General features: G+C 60.5%; 13 protein-coding genes. 2 read left to right on the forward strand and 11 right to left on the reverse strand.

Translation table 11 applies throughout. From position 1 onward, the window contains the following. Nucleotides 1–19: 19 nt before the first annotated feature. The 8 genes from CKW19_RS08250 to betI all read right to left on the reverse strand — a co-directional run bounded on the left by CKW19_RS08250 (nucleotide 20) and on the right by betI (nucleotide 11,452). On the reverse strand, nucleotides 20–1,198 hold the full coding sequence (locus CKW19_RS08250) for an NAD(P)/FAD-dependent oxidoreductase (protein WP_095057455.1): 1,179 nt from the start codon (nucleotides 1,196–1,198) through the stop codon (nucleotides 20–22). A gap of 135 nt (nucleotides 1,199–1,333) precedes the next feature. Continuing rightward, on the reverse strand, nucleotides 1,334–2,671 hold the full coding sequence (gene dbpA / locus CKW19_RS08255; RefSeq protein WP_256580310.1) for an ATP-dependent RNA helicase DbpA: 1,338 nt from the start codon (nucleotides 2,669–2,671) through the stop codon (nucleotides 1,334–1,336). 105 nt (nucleotides 2,672–2,776) lie between these two features. Beyond that, nucleotides 2,777–4,204: a multidrug transporter subunit MdtD gene (gene mdtD, locus CKW19_RS08260; protein WP_095057457.1), complete on the reverse strand. Its 1,428-nt coding sequence runs from the start codon at nucleotides 4,202–4,204 to the stop codon at nucleotides 2,777–2,779. A 142-nt stretch (nucleotides 4,205–4,346) separates the two neighbouring features. Next, nucleotides 4,347–5,684: a TldD/PmbA family protein gene (locus tag CKW19_RS08265; protein ID WP_095057458.1), complete on the reverse strand. Its 1,338-nt coding sequence runs from the start codon at nucleotides 5,682–5,684 to the stop codon at nucleotides 4,347–4,349. Next, on the reverse strand, nucleotides 5,684–7,126 hold the full coding sequence (locus tag CKW19_RS08270; protein ID WP_095057459.1) for a TldD/PmbA family protein: 1,443 nt from the start codon (nucleotides 7,124–7,126) through the stop codon (nucleotides 5,684–5,686). Before CKW19_RS08270 ends, CKW19_RS08265 begins: the two co-directional genes overlap by 1 nt. Nucleotides 7,127–7,407: 281 nt before the next feature. Beyond that, nucleotides 7,408–9,108: a choline dehydrogenase gene (gene betA, locus CKW19_RS08275; RefSeq protein WP_095057460.1), complete on the reverse strand. Its 1,701-nt coding sequence runs from the start codon at nucleotides 9,106–9,108 to the stop codon at nucleotides 7,408–7,410. Nucleotides 9,109–9,279: 171 nt separating this feature from the next. Then, the gene (gene betB, locus CKW19_RS08280) at nucleotides 9,280–10,752 is read right to left on the reverse strand and encodes a betaine-aldehyde dehydrogenase (RefSeq protein ID WP_095057461.1); all 1,473 of its coding nucleotides are present in this window, start codon (nucleotides 10,750–10,752) and stop codon (nucleotides 9,280–9,282) included. Between the two features lie 106 nt (nucleotides 10,753–10,858). After that, on the reverse strand, nucleotides 10,859–11,452 hold the full coding sequence (gene betI, locus CKW19_RS08285; protein ID WP_095057462.1) for a transcriptional regulator BetI: 594 nt from the start codon (nucleotides 11,450–11,452) through the stop codon (nucleotides 10,859–10,861). Between the two features lie 381 nt (nucleotides 11,453–11,833). Here betI and CKW19_RS08290 point away from each other — a divergent pair, with 381 nt between their 5' ends. Then, nucleotides 11,834–13,774, forward strand: coding sequence for a BCCT family transporter (locus tag CKW19_RS08290; RefSeq protein WP_256580311.1), 1,941 nt, complete (start codon nucleotides 11,834–11,836; stop codon nucleotides 13,772–13,774). 172 nt (nucleotides 13,775–13,946) lie between these two features. Here the strand turns inward: CKW19_RS08290 and choV are convergent, their stop codons facing one another. From choV to CKW19_RS08305, 3 genes are all read right to left on the reverse strand, one after another. Continuing rightward, nucleotides 13,947–15,125 (reverse strand): choline ABC transporter ATP-binding protein, encoded by a 1,179-nt coding sequence (gene choV / locus CKW19_RS08295; RefSeq protein ID WP_095057464.1) that lies wholly within the window; start codon nucleotides 15,123–15,125, stop codon nucleotides 13,947–13,949. Next, the gene (gene choW / locus CKW19_RS08300; protein WP_053163121.1) at nucleotides 15,122–15,967 is read right to left on the reverse strand and encodes a choline ABC transporter permease subunit; all 846 of its coding nucleotides are present in this window, start codon (nucleotides 15,965–15,967) and stop codon (nucleotides 15,122–15,124) included. Before choW ends, choV begins: the two co-directional genes overlap by 4 nt. Nucleotides 15,968–16,043: 76 nt before the next feature. Further along, the gene (locus CKW19_RS08305) at nucleotides 16,044–16,991 is read right to left on the reverse strand and encodes a choline ABC transporter substrate-binding protein (RefSeq protein ID WP_095057465.1); all 948 of its coding nucleotides are present in this window, start codon (nucleotides 16,989–16,991) and stop codon (nucleotides 16,044–16,046) included. A gap of 435 nt (nucleotides 16,992–17,426) precedes the next feature. On the opposite strand from CKW19_RS08305, the gene CKW19_RS08310 reads away from it, so the two are divergent. Continuing rightward, a complete protein-coding gene (locus CKW19_RS08310; protein ID WP_095057466.1) occupies nucleotides 17,427–18,803 on the forward strand; it encodes an L-serine ammonia-lyase in 1,377 nt (458 codons plus the stop codon). Nucleotides 18,804–19,033 lie beyond the last annotated feature (230 nt).

Here is a 19,033-nt window from a genome sequence, read left to right on the forward strand (position 1 = left end):
TCCTACAGGGCTTTGGGTGTCAGACGTATTGCGCAGCCGCGTAGCCCGAGGCCCAGGCCCACTGGAAATTGAATCCGCCTAAATGCCCGGTCACGTCGAGCACTTCGCCGATGAAGTACAGGTCTGGGCTTTTCAGCGATTCCATGGTCTTGGACGACACTTCATTGGTGTTGACGCCGCCAAGGGTCACCTCGGCCGTGCGATAGCCTTCAGTGCCGGCGGGCACGACTTTCCAGCTCGCCAGTTTTTCAGCGATGGCGGCCATTTCGGCGTGGGTGTACTGCTTCATCGGTTTGGAGACGAACCAGTTGTCCGCCAGCAAGTTGGCCATCTTCTTGGTGAAGATTTCACCGAGCAGGGTTTTCAGCTCGCTGTTGGGGCGTTCAGCTTGCTGTTGTTGCAGCCAGCCCGGCACGTCGTGATCAGGCATCAGGTTGATCTCGACCGTGTCACCGGATTCCCAGAACGAAGAAATCTGCAAAATCGCCGGGCCGCTGAGGCCGCGGTGGGTGAACAGGATGTTCTCGCGGAAACTCTGCTCGTTGCAGCTCACCAGGCAATCGACCGACGTACCCGACAGCTCGGTGCACAGTTCCTTGAGCTGATCGGTGATGGTAAACGGCACCAGGCCGGCGCGGGTCGGTAGTAGCTCGTGACCGAACTGCTTGGCCACTTGATAACCAAAACCGGTGGCGCCCAGGGTCGGGATCGACAGACCGCCAGTGGCGATCACCAGGGATTCGCACGTCACTTGGCCAAGCGTTGTATCCAGCAAGTAGCCTTTTTCAAGCTTCTCGATGGTCTGGATCGACGTGTCCAGGTGCAGGCTGACGCCAACCTGGTCGCACTCGTTGAGCAGCATTTCCAGGATGTCGCTGGATTTGTTATCGCAGAACAACTGGCCGAGTTTTTTCTCGTGGTACGGCACGCCGTGCTTGGCCACCATGCCGATGAAATCCCACTGGGTATAGCGGGCCAGGGCAGATTTGCAGAAGTGCGCGTTTTGCGAAAGGAAATTGCTCGGTTCGGTGTACATGTTGGTGAAATTGCAGCGGCCACCGCCCGACATCAGGATTTTCTTGCCGGCCTTGTTGGCATGGTCGAGCAACAACACCTTGCGCCCGCGCCCGGCGGCGGTCAGCGCACACATCAACCCTGCGGCGCCAGCGCCAATGATCACGACTTCGGTAGAGCGCAAAACGGTGTCCTCACAATTTTTTAATCCAACGCAAAACCTGTAGGAGCCGGCTTGCTGGCGCTGCAGACGCTGCGGTCCATCGGGTCGACCGCGTCATCGTTCATTGCCAGCAAGCAGGCTCCTACAGTGAATCAATCAGAGGATGCGAACGCGCAACGAACGGCCCTTGATCTTGCCGTCGTTCAAACGCTGCAGGGCCTGCTTGGCGACGCTGCGATCCACGGCCACGTAAGCCTGGAAGTCGAAGATCGCGATCTTGCCGACCTGGGCACCGGGGATGCCGGCGTCACCGGTCAGGGCGCCAAGGATGTCACCTGGGCGAACCTTGTCTTTACGGCCGGCGCCAATGCACAGGGTGCTCATCTGCGGCAGCAGCGGACCGCCGCCCTGGGAGACGAGGTTGTCCACCTGATCCCAGGTCAATGGCGTTTTTTGCAACAGTTCGATGGCCTGCGCACGCTGCGCTTCCGACGGCGCGACCAGGCTGATCGCAAGGCCTTTCTCACCGGCACGACCGGTACGGCCGACGCGGTGGATGTGGATTTCCGAATCACGGGCCAGCTCGACGTTGATCACCATGTCCAGGGAATCGATGTCCAGACCACGGGCAGCAACGTCGGTGGCAACCAATACCGAAGTACTGCGGTTGGCGAACATTGCCAGCACCTGATCGCGGTCGCGCTGTTCCAGATCGCCGTGCAGGCCGACGGCGGAAATGCCTTTGGAGGACAGGTGATCAACGGTTTCCTGCACTTGCTGCTTGGTGTAGCAGAAGGCGACGCAGGACGCCGGACGGAAGTGACCCAGGACCTTGGTCACCGCGCTCATGCGGTCGTCAGGGGAAATTTCGTAGAAGCGCTGCTCGATCTGCGTGTCGTCGTGGAACGCTTCAGCTTTAACCTGCTGCGGGTTGCGCATGAACTTCGACGCCAGTTGCTTGATGCCCACCGGGTACGTGGCGGAGAACAGCAACGTCTGACGACGCTCCGGGGACTGCATGATGATTTCTTCGATGGAATCGTAGAAACCCATGTCGAGCATGCGGTCGGCTTCGTCGAGGATCAGGGTATTGAGGCCGTGAAGGACCAGCGAACCCTTGCGCAGGTGCTGCTGGATGCGCCCCGGGGTGCCGACGATGATGTGCGCGCCGTGTTCCAGCGAAGCGATCTGCGGGCCGAGGGACACGCCGCCACACAGGGTCAGGACCTTGATGTTGTCTTCGGCACGGGCCAGACGACGGATTTCCTTGGCGACCTGGTCAGCCAGCTCACGGGTCGGGCACAGGATCAACGCCTGGCAACCGAAGTAGCGCGGATTGATCGGGTTCAGCAGGCCGATACCGAAGGCGGCGGTCTTGCCGCTGCCGGTCTTGGCCTGGGCGATCAGGTCCATCCCCTTGAGGATCACCGGCAAGCTTTGCGCCTGGATCGGCGTCATCTGGGCATAACCGAGGGAGTCGAGGTTAGCCAGCATGGCGGCGGACAGCGGCAAAGTATTAAATTCGGTGGCGATGGTGGTCACGGGACTGGCCTGCAAAACAAAATGTCGCGCAGTGTACCAGTCCGGTGGCCATTCGCCCTAAGGTTCGATGTGCTGTTCCGGACGTTTGACGCGCCGTCCGTCTTCCTTTGAGAGCTGCGAGAAGATCGTCGCGGCCAGCATGGCCATGATTCCGACGGTCACAAACGTCAGCTGGAACGCACCGAGCACCGTCTCGACGCCGCTGCTTCCAATCTCCGCCGTGAAACCACCGAGCAATGCACCCGCACACGCAACGCCGAGGCTCAGGGACAATTGCGCGACCACCGACAGCAGGCTGTTGCCGCTGCTGGCGCTGGCGTCGTCGAGATCGATCAGGGTCACGGTGTTCATCGCGGTGAACTGCAAAGAGTTGATCGCGCCAAGGACCGCCAGCTGACACAACAGCAGCCAATATGGCGTCTGCTCGCTGACCAGGCCCATGCTCGCGAGCATGATCCCCAGCGCCAGGGTGTTACCGGTGAGCACGATGCGGTAACCCAAACGCTCGATCAGCGGGCGTGCCACCCACTTGGCAACCATCGCCGCCGCGGCGAGCGGCAACATGCTCATCCCGGCCTGGGACGGCGAATAACCCAATGCGACTTGCAGCAACAATGGCACCAGAAAAGGCAGGGCGCCACTGCCGAGGCGGGCGAACAGGTTACCGAGAATGCCCACGGCAAAGGTCCGGGTCTTGAACAGCGACGGTGCGAACAGCGGGTTTTCGATATGCCCGGCACGCAGCCAGTACGCGGCGAGGCACGCCATGCCACCGAACAGCAACAACATCACCCGCAAGTGCGGCAGGTGCAGTTCACCCAGGCCTTCCATGGCGATGGTGATCAGAATCATCGCTGCGCCGAACAGCACAAATCCCAAGCTATCGAAACGCGTGCGTTCAGCGCCGCGCAGGTCAGGGATGAATTTCCACACGGCGTAGCAGCCGACCAACCCCACCGGCAGGTTGATCAGGAAGATCCAGTGCCAGGTCAGGAATTGCACCATCCAGCCGCCCAGGGTCGGGCCGATCAACGGACCGAGCAGACCGGGAATAGTGATGAAGCCCATGATCCGCACCAGTTCCGAGCGCGGGTACGCCCGCAGCACCACCAGCCGCCCGACCGGCAGCATCAAGGCACCGCCCAGGCCTTGAATCACTCGGGCGCCGATCAACTGAGTCAGTGTGGTCGACAGTGCGCAGAGCAACGAGCCGAGGCTGAACAGCAAGATCGCGCTGAAGAAGATTTTCTTGGTGCCGAAGCGATCGGCAATCCAGCCCGACGCGGGGATCAACAAGGCGACGGTGAGCATGTAGGCGATGATCACGCCTTGCATGCGCAACGGGTCTTCCGCCAGATCCTGGGCCATGGCCGGCAGGGCGGTATTGAGGATCGTCCCATCGAGGGACTGCATGAAGAAAGCAATGGCGACCACCCACGGTATCCAGCGGGCGGTCACGGCGTCGAGAGGCGGGCGGTTGGGCATGGGACCTCTTGTCAGGGAATATCAGCGTTTCACCGATACTGTAGGAGCTGGCTTGCCGGCGATGAGGCGGTCAAATTCAACATAGTTGTCGGCTGAAAGACCGCGATCGCTGGCAAGCCAGCTCCTACAGGGTATTGCGGTGTTACAGGGTCAAGGTCAATCGGCTGACAAGGGCCCCCGGCAACAACGCAGAAGCTGTCGCCCGCTGGCTGTACGTACTGGCCGATAACAGCAACTCGCGCTCCTCTGTCAGCGCTTCCAGTTGCGAACCCAGCAGGCTGAACGCACTGTCATCAAACCGCATGGTGCTCACCGGCGCCTGGATCTCGCCATTCTCGACCCAGAACGTCGCAAAGCGCGTCATGCCAGTCAGGCGTGCCGCCGGTTGATCCGAGAAGTTCAGGTACCACAGGTTGCTGATGTACAAGCCGGTGCCGAGTTGTTTGAGGATGTCCGCTTCAGGCAATGCCCCGGCCTGCATGTTCAACGCGCTCGGTGATTCGCCACCGTCGGCGCCATTGGCCGTGAGGCCATACTCAGCGGCACTGCGTGAACCGACCAGTTGCGCGCCTGCATTGCCCTCGACTATCAACTGAAGATCGCTGCGCGGATAGCCTTCCTCGGAAAACGCCGGGCTTAAGGAACCACTGACTTTTTCATCCAGCGAGACCAGCGGGCTGAAGCGTTGATCGCCGCCGTAGAGCTTCTGCAGCGGGCTGCTTTTGCTGGCAATCGACTGCGCTGAAAAACCGCCCCAGCAGAGCATGCCCATGATTTCTTCCAGCGCGGCCGGCGCGAGGTAGGCGCGGTACTGACCCGGTGCCAGGGTGCGCAATGGGCGACCCAGATATTCCAGTTGTTTACGTGCCTGCTGGAAGCGTTTGGCAAACCCTTCACTGCTCCAGTCGTGCCCGGCATAGCTCGCTTTTACTGCCTGGCCGTTTGCGTGGAACAGGCTGAAATCGAAATTGAAGCTGTTGGCCTGATGCCAACCGAACGCGCCTGAAGAACTGGCAAAACCACGACTGATGGGACCGGCCGCGTAAAAGCCGACCAGGTCCAGACCTTCGGCGGCCTGGGCAATCTCAGCGACCACCTGTTCTGTATCCGGCAGCGGATGCTCCTGCACATTCGTGCTCTGCCAGCCGTTATGGTTGAGCAGCAGGTACGGATCCTGAGGCAGCAGCGGCAGGGTTTCGCGCAGCTGTTGCACGCCTTCCAGCAGACGCTGAAGGTCAACTTCCGGGTCGCCCGCCAGCGTGATTTGCAGGTCGGCGTGGCGGCCATCGTTGATCAGTTTCAGGCCGATGTTCGCTTGCTGCACCTGTCCGGCCTGACGGACCTTGGCGTGGTTGAAGCGCACGAAGGCCGACGACTCGGCGGCGTAGCTGAGGGTGAATTGTTCCGGCTCTTGCAGCGCTTCGCGTAACCCGGCGACCAAAGTCTTGAAAGACTCGGCCTGAGCTTTCGATGTACTCATCAGGCATCTCCCCCAAACACATCAACGTTGCTGAACACGCATGCCGGCGAGGCATGGCCGACGCGAATCACCTGATTCGGTTCGCCCTTGCCGCAGTTCGGGGTGCCGAGCACCTTGAAGGTGTTGGCATCGCCGACGGCGCTGAGGCTCTTCCAGAACTGCGCGGAAATCGCCCGGTAATTCGGATTTTTCACCACGCCTTTGAGCTCGCCATTCTCGATCAACTGGCCCCATTCACAGCCGAACTGGAATTTGTTGCGCGCATCATCGATGGACCACGAGCGGTTGGTGCTCATCAGAATGCCGTGTTCGATGTTGCCGATCAGTTGTTCCAGCGGCTGATCGCCGGGCTCGATATTGAGGTTGGCCATGCGGTCGATCGGCGGACGGTTCCAGCCGCAGGCGCGGCTGTTGGCGACGCCATCCATGCCGGCGCGGAACTGCGACAGCGCGCCGCCCAACGGGCGCAGCAACAGGCCTTCGCGGATCAGGAATTGTTTGCTCGCAGCGGTGCCGTCGTCGTCATGGCCGTAACTGGCGAGCTGTTCGGGGATGTCCGGGTCGAAGGTCACGTTGAGCAGTTTGGAACCGTATTGCAGGCTGCCGAAATCCTCGGCTTTGACGAAGCTGGTGCCGGCGTAATTGCGCTCGTCGCCGAGGATGCGGTCCAGTTCCAGCGGATGGCCGATGGACTCGTGGATCTGCAACATCATCTGATCGGGCATCAACAGCAGGTCGCGCGGACCTTGCGGGGTGTTGGGTGCGAGCAGCAATTGCAGTGCCTGATCGGCGACTTGCGCGCCGGCACCGATCAGGCCGCAACGGCTGATGACATCGGCGCCGCCTTGCTGGCCGAAGTTCTCGCGGCCGAGGCTGCGAGTCTGGCTGTCGTTGCCGTCGTAGGCTGTGACGTCCAGGCCTGGGTAGACAAATCGTTGTGCCTGGCGCAGCTCGGCACCGGCGCTGTTCAAGTAGATCTGCTCGACGTGGGTGATGCCGACGCTGACCTGCCAGTTCACCAGGCGCTCGTCCTTGGGCACGGCGGCGGACTCGGCGCCGAGCAGTTGGTAGCAATCGCTCAGGGACGGAAAGGGCTGGTCGAGGTTCGGCGAGAAGTAGTCGGCGCGATCACTCGAAACAGCCTGGTCGCGCAGGTCCAGCAGGGCGTGGGGCTTGAGTCGGCGAGCTTGTTGTTCGGCTCGGCCCAGTGCCGCTTGCAGGCCTTGTTGTGACAGATCGTTGGTCGCGGCATAGGCTTCGACCCCATTGACCCGCACCGTCAGCATCGCCCCTTCGTCACGGCTCAGGCTCGGCGGTTCGGCGACGTTCTTGCGCACCGACAGGTACTGGCCGGATTCGCGCACATAACGCAGGGAAAAGAACTCGGCCCCCGTGCGCAATGCAGCAAAACGCTGCTTGAGCTGGGGATGGAAATCGAACATTCGGGAACCTCCTTGGTATGGAGTGGCGGCGAAGCGGTGTAGCGAGGGGAGAGGTGAAACGATTGTGTGGCGCTAGATTAGGCCTGTGCGGGGGGAGGAGCAAGTTTGGAATGGGGTCGGGGTGGGTTGCTGAGTCTGGCGGCAAGATGTGTGCTGAATGGCTGGCCTCATCGCTGGCAAGCCAGCTCCCACAGTGACCAAGTTGGACGCAAATTTTGCGGCCGACATAAAACCTGTGGGAGCTGGCCTGCCAGCGATTGGCCGTGACGCGGTATAGCGCCTTACGCGATCTGGGTCACTTCACGCATCGGCTTGCCCTTCACCGGCGCTTCACCCGCCACGTAGTAAGTGGCGGTGCTGCGCGGCAACGGTTTGCGGCCACGGATCTTGTCGGCGATTTTCTCGGCCATCATGATCGTTGGGGCATTGAGGTTGCCGGTGGTGATGATCGGCATGATCGAGGCATCGACCACGCGCAGGCCTTGCATGCCGTGCACGCGACCTTCGCCATCGACCACGGCCATGTCGTCGGTGCCCATCTTGCACGAGCAGGACGGATGGAACGCGGTTTCGGCGTGCTCGCGGATGAACTTGTCCAGTTGCTCGTCGGTTTGCACTTCGATGCCCGGGCTGATCTCGCGACCGCGGAAGGCATCCAGTGCCGGCTGCTGCATGATTTCACGGGTCAGGCGGATGCCGTCGCGGAATTCCTGCCAGTCCTGCTCGGTAGCCATGTAGTTGAACAGGATGCTCGGGTGCTGGCGCGGGTCCTTGGACTTGGCCTGGATGCGCCCGCGGCTTGGCGAACGCATGGAACCCATGTGCGCCTGGAAGCCGTGCTCTTTCACACCGTTGCTGCCGTTGTAGTTAATCGCGACCGGCAGGAAGTGGTACTGGATGTTCGGCCATTCGAATTCTTTGCGGGTACGGATGAAACCGCCGGCTTCGAACTGGTTGCTGGCGCCGATGCCGGTGCCGTTGAACAGCCACTCGGCACCGATGGCCGGCTGGTTGTACCAGAGCAGCGACGGGTACAGCGAAACCGGTTGGGTGCACGCGTATTGCAGGTACAACTCAAGGTGATCCTGCAGGTTTTCACCGACGCCGGGCAGGTCGTGGACCACCGGAATGTCGAGCTTGTTCAGCAGTTCGGCCGGGCCGACGCCGGAGCGTTGCAGGATCTGCGGCGAAGCGATGGCGCCGGAGCACAGCAGCACTTCCTTGCGCGCTTTGACTTCAACGCGCTCTTCAGCGTCGCCGACCAGGTAACGCACGCCGACCGCACGCTTGCCGTCGAACAGGATCTTGTCGGTCAGGGCGTGGGTGACGATGGTCAGGGTCGAACGTTTCTTGGCGACGTCCAGGTAACCACGGGCGGTGGAAGCACGACGACCTTTCGGTGTCACGGTGCGGTCCATCGGGCCGAAGCCTTCCTGCTGGTAGCCGTTCAAGTCTTCGGTGCGCGGGTAACCGGCCTGCACGCCGGCTTCAACCATGGCGTGGAACAGTGGGTTGTTGCCGGCCTTCGGCGTGGTCACGCTGACCGGGCCGTCACCACCGTGGTAGTCGTTCGGGCCGATATCGCGGGTTTCTGCCTTGCGGAAATACGGCAGGCAATCGAGGTAGGTCCAGTCTTCCAGGCCTGGCAGTTTCGCCCAGCCGTCGTAGTCCATCGCGTTGCCGCGGATGTAGCACATGCCGTTGATCAGCGAAGAACCACCCAGGCCCTTGCCGCGACCACATTCCATGCGACGACCGTCCATGTGTGGCTCGGCATCGGTTTCGTAGGCCCAGTTGTAGCGGCGGCCTTGCAGCGGGAACGCCAGTGCCGCAGGCATTTGCGTGCGGAAGTCGAAACGGTAGTCCGGGCCGCCCGCTTCGAGCAGCAGGACGGTGACGCCTGCGTCTTCAGTCAGACGGGTCGCCAGGGTGTTACCGGCCGAGCCGGCACCGATGATGATGTAATCGAATACTTGGGACATTGAGTGCACCCTCTTTGAAGTTGGTCAGGTCTTGGCGAGTGCTGCGCACTCGATCGCCAGCAAGCCGGCTCCTACAGAAGTGCGGGGCGCCGTGACTGTTGTGCACGACGCCAACCCTGTAGGAGCCGGCTTGCTGGCGATAGCGGGCTCCCGGGAGAAGCAGAGGCTGCCTTAGAACACCGAGACGTAATCGCCCAGCTCAACCTGTACCGATTTGATGCGGGTGAAGTTGTTCAGCGAGCTGATCCCGTTCTCACGGCCCACACCCGACTGCTTGTAGCCGCCCACCGGCATCTTCGCGTCGGACTCGCCCCAGGCGTTGATCCAGCAGATACCGGCTTCCAGTTGATGAATCACGCGGTGGGCGCGGTTCAGGTCCTTGGTGACGATACCGGCGGCCAGGCCGAAGTCGGTGTCGTTGGCGCGACGGATCACTTCTTCTTCAGTTTCGTAGGTGAGGATCGCCATCACCGGGCCGAAGATTTCTTCGCGAACGATGGTCATGTCGTCGGTACAGTCGGTGAACACGGTAGGTGCCACGAACGCGCCTTTGGCGAATTCACCGTCGGTCAGACGCTCGCCGCCGCACAGAACACGGGCGCCTTCTTCCTTACCTTTGGCGATGTAACCCAACACGCTTTCCATGTGGGCGAAGCTGACCAGCGGGCCGAAGTTGGTGTTTTCGTCTTCCGGGTTGCCGACGCGGATGCGCGCAACACGCTCAACGATCTTGGCTTCGAACGCAGCTTTCAGGTGAGCCGGTACGAACACGCGAGTGCCGTTGGTGCAGACCTGACCGGAGCTGTAGAAGTTGGCCATCATCGCGGTATCGGCGGCGCGGTCGAGATCGGCGTCGTCGCAGATGATCAGCGGCGATTTGCCGCCCAGTTCCATGGTCACGTCTTTGAGCGACGAGGCCGAAGCGCTGGCCATGACTTTCTTGCCGGTGTCGGTGCCGCCGGTGAAGGAAATTTTTTCGATGCGCGGGTGCTCGGTCAGCCAGGTGCCGACTTCACGGCCGCTGCCGGTCAGGACGTTGAACACGCCGTCCGGCAGGCCGGCTTCGGTGTAGATCTCGGCCAGTTTCAGAGTGGTCAGCGAGGTGACTTCGCTTGGCTTGAAGATCATCGCGTTACCGGCCGCCAGGGCAGGGGCGGATTTCCACAGCGCGATCTGGATCGGGTAGTTCCACGCGCCGATACCGGCCACGACGCCCAGCGGCTCGCGACGGGTGTAGACGAACGAGGTGGTGCGCAGCGGGATCTGCTCGCCTTCGATGGCCGGAACCAGGCCTGCGTAGTATTCCAGCACGTCAGCGCCGGTGACGATGTCGACATACTTGGTTTCGGAGAACGACTTGCCGGTGTCCAGGGTTTCCAGGGCGGCCAGTTCATCGTTGCGCTCGCGCAGGATGTCGACGGCACGACGCAGGATGCGCGAACGCTCCATGGCGGTCATGGCGGCCCAGATCTTCTGGCCCTTTTCGGCGCTGACGACGGCGCGTTCGACGTCATCGAAGGTCGCACGTTGCACTTTTGCGAGGACTTCTCCGTTAGCCGGGTTGATGGCTTCGAAAGTGGCGTCGCTGCTGGCGTCGCTGTACGCGCCATCGATGTAGAGTTTTTGCAGTTCGAAACGGGCCATAAAGTCCTCGCAAGAGCATAAGTGGTTGGCGTTAACCACCGGGCGCGCCGTGAAGCCTGGGTGCGCTGATCAGTGGCGGTTCAGGGGTTGAGCGTTTATGTGTGCTCTAACTCACCCGCTTGGCCAATTGGATATCCATGTATTCGTAAGCGATCTGTTGCGCCTGCTCGGTGTCGAAAGCGTCTCCCGACAGCGCGCCGCGCAACCACAAACCGTCAATCAACGCTGCCAGGCCTCGGGCGGCACTGCGCGCATCATTGAGCGGCAGTACACGGCGGAACTGGCAGCACAGGTTGGAATACAGACGGTGATCGTTGATCCGCTGCAACCTGTGCAAAGACGGCTGGTGCATGCTGGTGGCCCAAAAGGCCAGCCAGGTTTTCATTGCCGGGCCGTTGACCTGGCTGGCGTCGAAGTTGCCTTCGATGATCACCTGCAGATGCGCCCGCGGGCTGTCATCTGTCAGCGCCTGTCGGCGCGCGGTGACGTTCTCGCTCAGGACAGTCATCAGGTACCCCATGGTGGCGGCGATCAGGCCATTCTTGTCCTGAAAGTAGTGACTGATGATGCCATTCGAGACACCGGCCAAACGGGCGATCAGCGCAATGCTGGCGTCCCCCATTCCGACCTGGTCGACCGCCAGCAACGTGGCTTCGATCAATTGTTGGCGACGGATGGGTTGCATACCGACCTTGGGCATCTTGCACATCTCCTTAGGCCTTCCGGCAGACGTGGAACGTCTATCGGCTTGTGGGCCAGTCTATTTTGTTTTGATTGAACGTTCAATCAACAAAGAATAAGATCTGCGACAAATCGTCGCTGCCTACAGATTTTTTCCTACAGGTAGCGGCGGAAAAATCGACTTCCGAAACTGCTCGAAACCTATGCGCTGCGGCGCTTCAGGGCTTCGGGCTTTTTTCGGGCTGTCTTTATATCACCCGTCGGTCGGCTGCCCACTAACCGATTAGTCGGGTAACACGTTTGTCTTGCGTTCTTCTCTCGCACTGCCTGGAGCATCTGTGCCATGAGTTCTGCCTCGCTAATAAAGACCCCACCGGAGAAGGTGACGGTCAACGGTTGGGTGTTCTACACCTCTACCGCGTTGATTCTATTGTTGACCGCCATTCTGATCATCGCCCCGCAAGAGGCCGGCAGACTGCTCGGTATGGCGCAAGCCTGGTTGTCCCGCAGCTTCGGCTGGTACTACATGGTGGTGATTGCCGCCTACCTGATTTTTGTCATCGGCCTGGCGTTTTCGTCCTACGGCAAACTGAAACTGGGCAGCAAGGACGACACCCCGGACTTCAGCTACGGCGCCTGGGCGGGGATGCTGTTCTCGTCGGGTATCGGCATTTCGTTGCTGTACTTCGGCGCGTCCGAACCGCTGGATCACTACTTCAATCCGCCGGAAGGCGTCTCCGGCAGCAACCTCGCGGCACGTCAGGCGGTGCAACTGACGTTCCTGCATTGGGGCCTGCATGGCTGGGCGATCTACGCGTTGGTCGGTCTGGCGGTGGCGTACTTTGCCTATCGGCATAACCAGCCGCTGGCGTTGCGGTCGGCGTTGTATCCGCTGGTGGGCGAGCGCTGGGTCAAAGGCGCAGCCGGGCATGCGGTGGACGGCTTCGGCATGTTCGTGACCCTGTTGGGTCTGGTGACGAACCTGGGGATTGGTTCGCTGCAAGTGTCTTCCGGGTTGGAAAACCTGTTCGGCATGGAGCACAGCAACACCAACCTGCTGATCGTGATCATCGTGATGAGCACCGTGGCGACCATCGCCGCCGTGTCCGGTGTGGAAAACGGTATCCGCCGTCTGTCCAACCTGAACATCGTACTGTTCAGCGGCCTGCTGATTTTCGTGCTGTTGTTCGGCCCGACTCTGCACCTGCTCAACGGCTTTGTGCAAAACGTTGGTGACTACCTGAACGGCGTGGTGCTGAAGACGTTCGACCTCTATGTGTACGAAGGCGATAGCGAGAAGTCCGACCGCTGGTTGGGCCTGTGGACCCTGTTCTATTGGGCCTGGTGGATTTCCTGGGCGCCATTCGTAGGCATGTTCATCGCGCGTATTTCCCGTGGTCGCACGGTGCGTGAACTGGTGGCGGGCGTGTTGCTGATTCCGCTGGGTTTCACCCTGGCGTGGTTGTCGATCTTCGGTAACTCGGCCCTGGACCTGGTGATGAACCATGGGGCGGTGGAGCTCGGGAAGACAGCGCTGGAGCAGCCGTCCATGGCGATCTACCAGTTGCTTGAGCATTACCCTGCATCGAAGGTGGTGATCGGCGTGTCGATCTTTGTCGGTTTCGTGCTGTTCCTGACCCCGGCGGACTCCGGTGCGGTGATGATGGCGAATCTGTCGTGCAAGGGCGGCAACGTCGACGAAGACGCCCCGCACTGGCTGCGGATTTTCTGGTCGGCGGTGATCACCCTGGTGACCATCGGCCTGCTGTTCGCCGGTAACTTCGAAGCCATGCAAACCATGGTGGTGCTGGCGGGTCTGCCGTTCTCGGTGGTGCTGGTGTGCTTCATGTTCGGCTTGCACAAGGCCATGCGCCAGGACGTGCAGATCGAACAGGAGCAAGCGCAGTTGGCGGAACGTGGCCGTCGTGGTTTCAGCGAGCGTTTGACTCAACTGGACCTGCAACCGAGCCAATCGGTAGTGCAGCGTTTCATGGACAAGCAGGTGAGCCCGGCGCTTGAAGATGCGACGGCGCAGATGCGTGCGCAAGGTCTGGAAGTGCAGACGTTGCTCGGCAAGTCCAAGCGTTGCATGGGCGTGCGCGTGGAGATGGAAGAGGGCAACCCTTTCGTCTACGAAGTGAGCCTGGATGGCTACCTGGCCACGCCGACCGAGTCGGTGCAGTCCGACGAGGCGCGACAGCGCTTCTATCGCGCCGAGGTGTACCTGCACAACGGCAGCCAGGACTACGACCTGATGGGCTTCACTCAGGATCAGATCACACGTGACGTGCTCGATCAGTTTGAAAGCCATCGCCAGCTCCTTGGCCGGGTTTATAGCTGAGTTGTGAGTAGCGCCTTTGTAGGAGCTGGCTTGCCAGCGAATGCCATACCGCGGTGTATCTGATACACAGCCATCGCCGGCAAGCCGGCTCCTACAGAGATAGCGTTGATGCAAATAACGCGTTCAAACAAAAACGCCGCGATCCTCTCGCGGCGTTTTTGTGTCTGTCGTCTTACCCCAGGTTCTTGCCGAGCAGCGCGTGATACAGCTCGCTGTCACCCAGAATTCCCACCACATGATTGTTGTCGTGCAGCACCAGTTTGTTGCCGGTCTGATAACGAATCTGCAACGCGTCGCGCATACCGATGCTCGAGTCCACCAGGGTGGGTCGACGACTCAGGCCTTCGACGGCCTGACCCGGTACCCAGTTTTGCAGATCCAGGTTTGAGCCGTTCTGGCGGGCGCCCTTGATGGTGTTGCCTTCCGCCAGGTCCAGCCACGAATCGCCGCCTGGATCGAGGCACACGGAACCGTTGATGCGTTTGCAGTTGTCCAGCGTGCGCATCAGGCTGCGACCGCACAGCACGTTCAGCGGATTGGTGTGGGCGACGAAGGTCCGTACATAGTCGTCCGCTGGGTTGAGGACGATTTCTTCCGGCTTGCTGTACTGGATGATCCGGCCGTCTTTCATGATCGCGATGCGACTGCCGAGCTTCAGGGCTTCGTCGAGGTCGTGGCTTACGAACACGATGGTTTTGCTCAGCTTGCGTTGCAGTTCCAGCAGTTCATCTTGCAGGCCTTGGCGGATCAGCGGGTCAAGTGCCGAGAACGGTTCGTCCATCAGCAGGATGTCAGCGTCCATCGCCAGCGCACGGGCCAGGCCCACACGTTGCTGCATGCCGCCGGACAGCTCATCGGGTTTCTTGTTGCGCCACTGGGTCAAGCCCACCAGTTCAAGCTTTTCGTCGACCAGTTTTTTGCGTTCCTTCTCTGGCCGACCCTGCATTTCCAGACCGAAACTGATGTTCTCGCGCACGGTCAGCCAGGGCATCAGGGCGAACTTCTGGAACACCATTGCAATGCGCTTGGTGCGCATCATTTTCAGCTCTGCCGGGGTGCAGGAGGCGATATCGATCTGTTTGCCTTCATGCTCGACGAACAACTTGCCGCGGCTCACGGTATTTAGGCCGTTGATGCAGCGCAGCAGGCTGGACTTGCCGGACCCGGACAGGCCCATCAGCACGCAGATTTCACCTTTCTCGATATCCAGGCTGGCTTTTTCAACGCCGACAATCTGCCCGGTCTTTTTCAGGATTTCGTTTCGGGTCATGCCCTGGTCAAGCAGTTTCAAGGCTTCGCGCGGATCTCTGGCGAAGATCACGTCGACGTCTTCAAAGCGAATAATGCTCATGCGTCACCCCCTACTTTAGCGTCGGGTTGTTTGCAGATACGGTCGAGCATGATCGCCAGCAGTACGATCGCCAGGCCCGCTTCGAAGCCCAGGGCGATATCAGCGGTATTCAGTGCGTTGACCACCGGTTTGCCCAGGCCATCGGCGCCCACCAGTGCCGCGATCACCACCATCGAGAGCGACAGCATGATGCACTGGGTGATGCCGGCCGCGATGCTTGGCATGGCATGGGGCAGTTCGATCCGTGAGAGCAGTTGGCGACGCGAGCAGCCAAAGGCCTTGCCGGCATCCATCAGTTCTTGCGGGACATCGCGGATGCCCAGGTAGGTCAGGCGGATCGGCGCGGCAATGGCGAACACCACGGTGGAGATCAGGCCCGGCACCACGCCCAGCCCGAAGAGGGTCAGGGTAGGAATGAGGTAAACGAAGGTCGGTACGGTCTGCATCAGATCGAGTACCGGACGCATTACAGTGTAGAACATCGGCTTGTGCGCGGCGACGATGCCCAACGGCACGCCGATCAATACGCAGACCAGGGTGGCGAACAACACCTGGGCGAGGGTTTCCATGGTTTCCTGCCAGTACCCCAGGTTGAGGATCAGCAGGAAGGAGGCGATGACGAAAGCGGTCAGGCCCCATTTGCGCTGGATGAAGTGGGCGAGCAGTGCGATCAGGCCGATCAATGCCAGCGGGTTGAACCAGGTCAGCGCAAAAGTCACGCCGTGGATCATCGTTTCCAGTGTCACGGCGATGGCGTCGAAGGTGTTGGCGCCGTGTTGCGTCAACCATTCAACGAAGCCTGCGATGTACTGGCCTAGAGGTATTTTCTGATCAATCAGCATGGTAGTGAACGTCCGCATGCGAGGAAATAAACAGCCCGGGCGGCTACACCGCCCGGCATAAGCGATGCTCCCTGATTCAAGGCGTCAGTTTGGCTTTCACGGCCTCCAGGCCAGGTTTACCGTCAATGGTGGTCACGCCAGCGAGCCAGGTATCGAGCACCTGTGGATTCTTTTTCAGCCAGGCCTTGGCGGCCGCGTCAGGCTTCATCTTGTCGTCCAGGATGTTGCCCATCAGTTCGCTTTCCATGTCGACGGTGAACTCCAGGTTTTTCAGCAACTGACCCACGTTGCTGCACTCCTGGGCGTAACCCTTGCGGGTGTTGGTCGCCACGGTGGCGGCACCGAAATCCGGGCCGAAGAAGTCATCGCCACCGGTCAGGTATTGGATCTTGAAGCGCTTGTTCATCGGGTGCGGCGCCCAGCCGAGGAACACTACGGCGGTGTCGCGTTTCTGTGCACGATCGACTTGCGAGAGCATGCCCGCTTCGCTGGACTCGACCATCTTGAAACCGGCGGTTTTCAGGCCGAAGGCGTCTTTGTCGATCATGCTCTGGATCAGACGGTTGCCGTCGTTGCCAGGCTCGATGCCGTAGATCTTGCCGTCGAGTTCTTTCTTGAATTTGGCGATGTCGGCGAAGTCATGCAGCCCTTTGTCGTACAGCGCCTGAGGCACGGCGAGGGTGTACTTGGCGCCTTTGAGGTTGGTGCGCACAGTCTCGACGGTGCCCGCATCGCGGTAGGCCTTGATGTCGTTTTCCATGGTCGGCATCCAGTTGCCCAGGAACACGTCCATGTTCTTGCCGTCGGCCAGGGACTTGTAGGTCACGGGCACGGAAATCATGGTGGTCTTGGTCTTGTAGCCGAGGGCGTTGAGTACGACGCTGGTGGTCGCGGTAGTCGCGGTGATGTCGGTCCAGCCGACATCGGAGAAGTTTACGGTGCTGCATTGGGCCGGTTCGGCGGCTTGCGCCAGAACCGGCAGACTAAGCAGGGCGGCCAACAACAACGACGGGGAACCTTTCATGGATGGACTCCTTGGTGTTTTTTTTGGCAGTGTTCCGACTGGACCACCGCACTTATAGGTTGCGGTTGGATGGCGTTCTGGAGACAGCTCTACCACGGCGCCTTGCAATCGAGTCGATACGATCATGTACCAGTGAAAATCTGACGCCTACAGGGCGCGTCGTATCCAGTACAGGGATGGTCGCATCCAGTGTCGGTGACGTCGTTTACAGATTTTTTCAGGCTCATTTGGCCGTTCGGATCGCAAAAAAACGGCGAAAACGCGGCGTAAAAGACACACGGCGTTCGTGGGCATGAGTGCGTCGGTTAGAGACGTCGAACAACACGATAAAAGCTTGATGATGCGGCCACCTCGACGGATTGCAGCTTGAGCGTAGCAGCTCCGTCACCGGGCGTTTTTGCGCCTGGAGTTGGTACATCCAGGAGTTCTGCAGTCATGGCAATCAGTGTTTTCGACCTGTTCAAAATCGGCATCGGACCTTCCAGCTCCCACACCGTTGGGCCCATGCGGGCAGCGGCGTTGTTCGTTCAAGGCCTGCGTGATCGAGGACAACTGAAGCAAGTGCGGCGTGTCGAAGTCCAGCTGTTTGGCTCGCTGTCGGCCACCGGCATCGGGCACGGCAGCGACAACGCGGTGATCATGGGCCTGATGGGCGAATGGCCGGACGCGATCGATCCGTCGCAAATCGGCATTCGCATCGCCACGCTGCGCGAAACGAATACCTTGTTGCTCGACGGCCACCTCGAGGTCCCGTTCGTCTGGGGCAGCGACATGCGCCTGATCGACGAAAACCTGCCGTACCACCCCAACGCCATGACCCTGATTGTCGAGGACGAACGCGGTGAGTTTCATCGCGACACCTACTATTCGGTCGGTGGTGGTTTTGTCGTCGATGAGGCGCAGGCTGCAAGCGGCGTCGTCGACCTGGATCGCACGATGTTGCCGTACGATTTTTCCAGCGCGGCCGAGCTGCTGGAACTGTGCAAGAAGCACAACCTGCGGGTGGCCGAATTAATGATGGCCAACGAGAAAGTCTGGCGCAGCGAGGAGGAAATCCGCAGCGGCCTGATGACGCTCTGGCGTGCCATGCAGGATTGCGTCGAGCAAGGTCTCAAGCACGAAGGCATCCTGCCCGGTGGCCTCAACGTGCGGCGCCGCGCGGCAAAACTGCATCGCAGTTTGCAGGAGCTGAACAAGCCCAACGTCATCGGTTCGACCTTGAGTGCGATGGAGTGGGTCAACCTGTTCGCCCTGGCGGTCAACGAAGAAAACGCGGCCGGCGGGCGCATGGTCACGGCGCCGACCAATGGTGCGGCGGGGATCATTCCGGCGGTGTTGCACTACTTTATGAAGTTCAGCGAAGCGGTGACCGACGCCAACGTCGTGGATTACCTGCTCGGGGCGGCGGCGGTCGGGATTCTGTGCAAGAAGAACGCTTCGATCTCCGGTGCCGAAGTGGGTTGCCAGGGCGAAGTCGGTTCGGCCTGCGCGATGGCAGCAGCGGGGCTGGCGGAAATCCTCGGCGCCACGCCGGAGCAACTGTGCAACGCGGCGGAAATCGGCCTGGAACACAACCTCGGCCTGACGTGCGACCCAGTGGGTGGCCTGGTGCAGGTGCCGTGCATCGAGCGCAACGCAATTGCGGCGGTGAAGGCGATCAACGCGGCGCAAATGGCTCTGCGGGGTGATGGGCAGCACTTCATTTCGCTGGATCGGGTGATTCGCACGATGCGCGATACCGGCGCCGATATGCATGACAAATATAAGGAGACATCGCGGGGTGGCCTGGCGGTCAGCGCGGTGGAGTGTTGAGTGTAGGAGCCGGCTTGCTGGCGATTCAGACGACGCGGTGAGTCAGTCAATCCGCGTTATCGTTTATCGCCAGCAAGCCGGCTCCTACAGACGAGGCTTTACCAGTCAAAACTGCGCGCTAAGTGAACACCCGATTTAAACCGCGCCACCTTTTGGCGCGTCGCTAACAGATAACTCGCTTCACCGATGGTCGGCTCCTATTCAGAGGCTCGACCACTCGTCACCCGTGC

The sequence above is a fragment of the Pseudomonas sp. Irchel s3f7 genome, from assembly GCF_900187615.1.
In the GTDB taxonomy this organism is placed as follows: domain Bacteria; phylum Pseudomonadota; class Gammaproteobacteria; order Pseudomonadales; family Pseudomonadaceae; genus Aquipseudomonas.

Bases quoted from the DNA above. Each gene is read 5' to 3' on its own strand.
- dbpA (WP_256580310.1), bottom strand. From the start codon at position 2,671: ATGCTGGCTAACCTCGACTCCCTCGGTTATGCCCAGATGACGCCGATC.
- mdtD (WP_095057457.1), bottom strand. From the start codon at position 4,204: ATGCCCAACCGCCCGCCTCTCGACGCCGTGACCGCCCGCTGGATACCG.
- CKW19_RS08265 (WP_095057458.1), bottom strand. From the start codon at position 5,684: ATGAGTACATCGAAAGCTCAGGCCGAGTCTTTCAAGACTTTGGTCGCC.
- CKW19_RS08270 (WP_095057459.1), bottom strand. From the start codon at position 7,126: ATGTTCGATTTCCATCCCCAGCTCAAGCAGCGTTTTGCTGCATTGCGC.
- betA (WP_095057460.1), bottom strand. From the start codon at position 9,108: ATGTCCCAAGTATTCGATTACATCATCATCGGTGCCGGCTCGGCCGGT.
- betB (WP_095057461.1), bottom strand. From the start codon at position 10,752: ATGGCCCGTTTCGAACTGCAAAAACTCTACATCGATGGCGCGTACAGC.
- betI (WP_095057462.1), bottom strand. From the start codon at position 11,452: ATGCCCAAGGTCGGTATGCAACCCATCCGTCGCCAACAATTGATCGAA.
- choV (WP_095057464.1), bottom strand. From the start codon at position 15,125: ATGAGCATTATTCGCTTTGAAGACGTCGACGTGATCTTCGCCAGAGAT.
- choW (WP_053163121.1), bottom strand. From the start codon at position 15,967: ATGCTGATTGATCAGAAAATACCTCTAGGCCAGTACATCGCAGGCTTC.
- CKW19_RS08305 (WP_095057465.1), bottom strand. From the start codon at position 16,991: ATGAAAGGTTCCCCGTCGTTGTTGTTGGCCGCCCTGCTTAGTCTGCCG.
- CKW19_RS08310 (WP_095057466.1), top strand. From the start codon at position 17,427: ATGGCAATCAGTGTTTTCGACCTGTTCAAAATCGGCATCGGACCTTCC.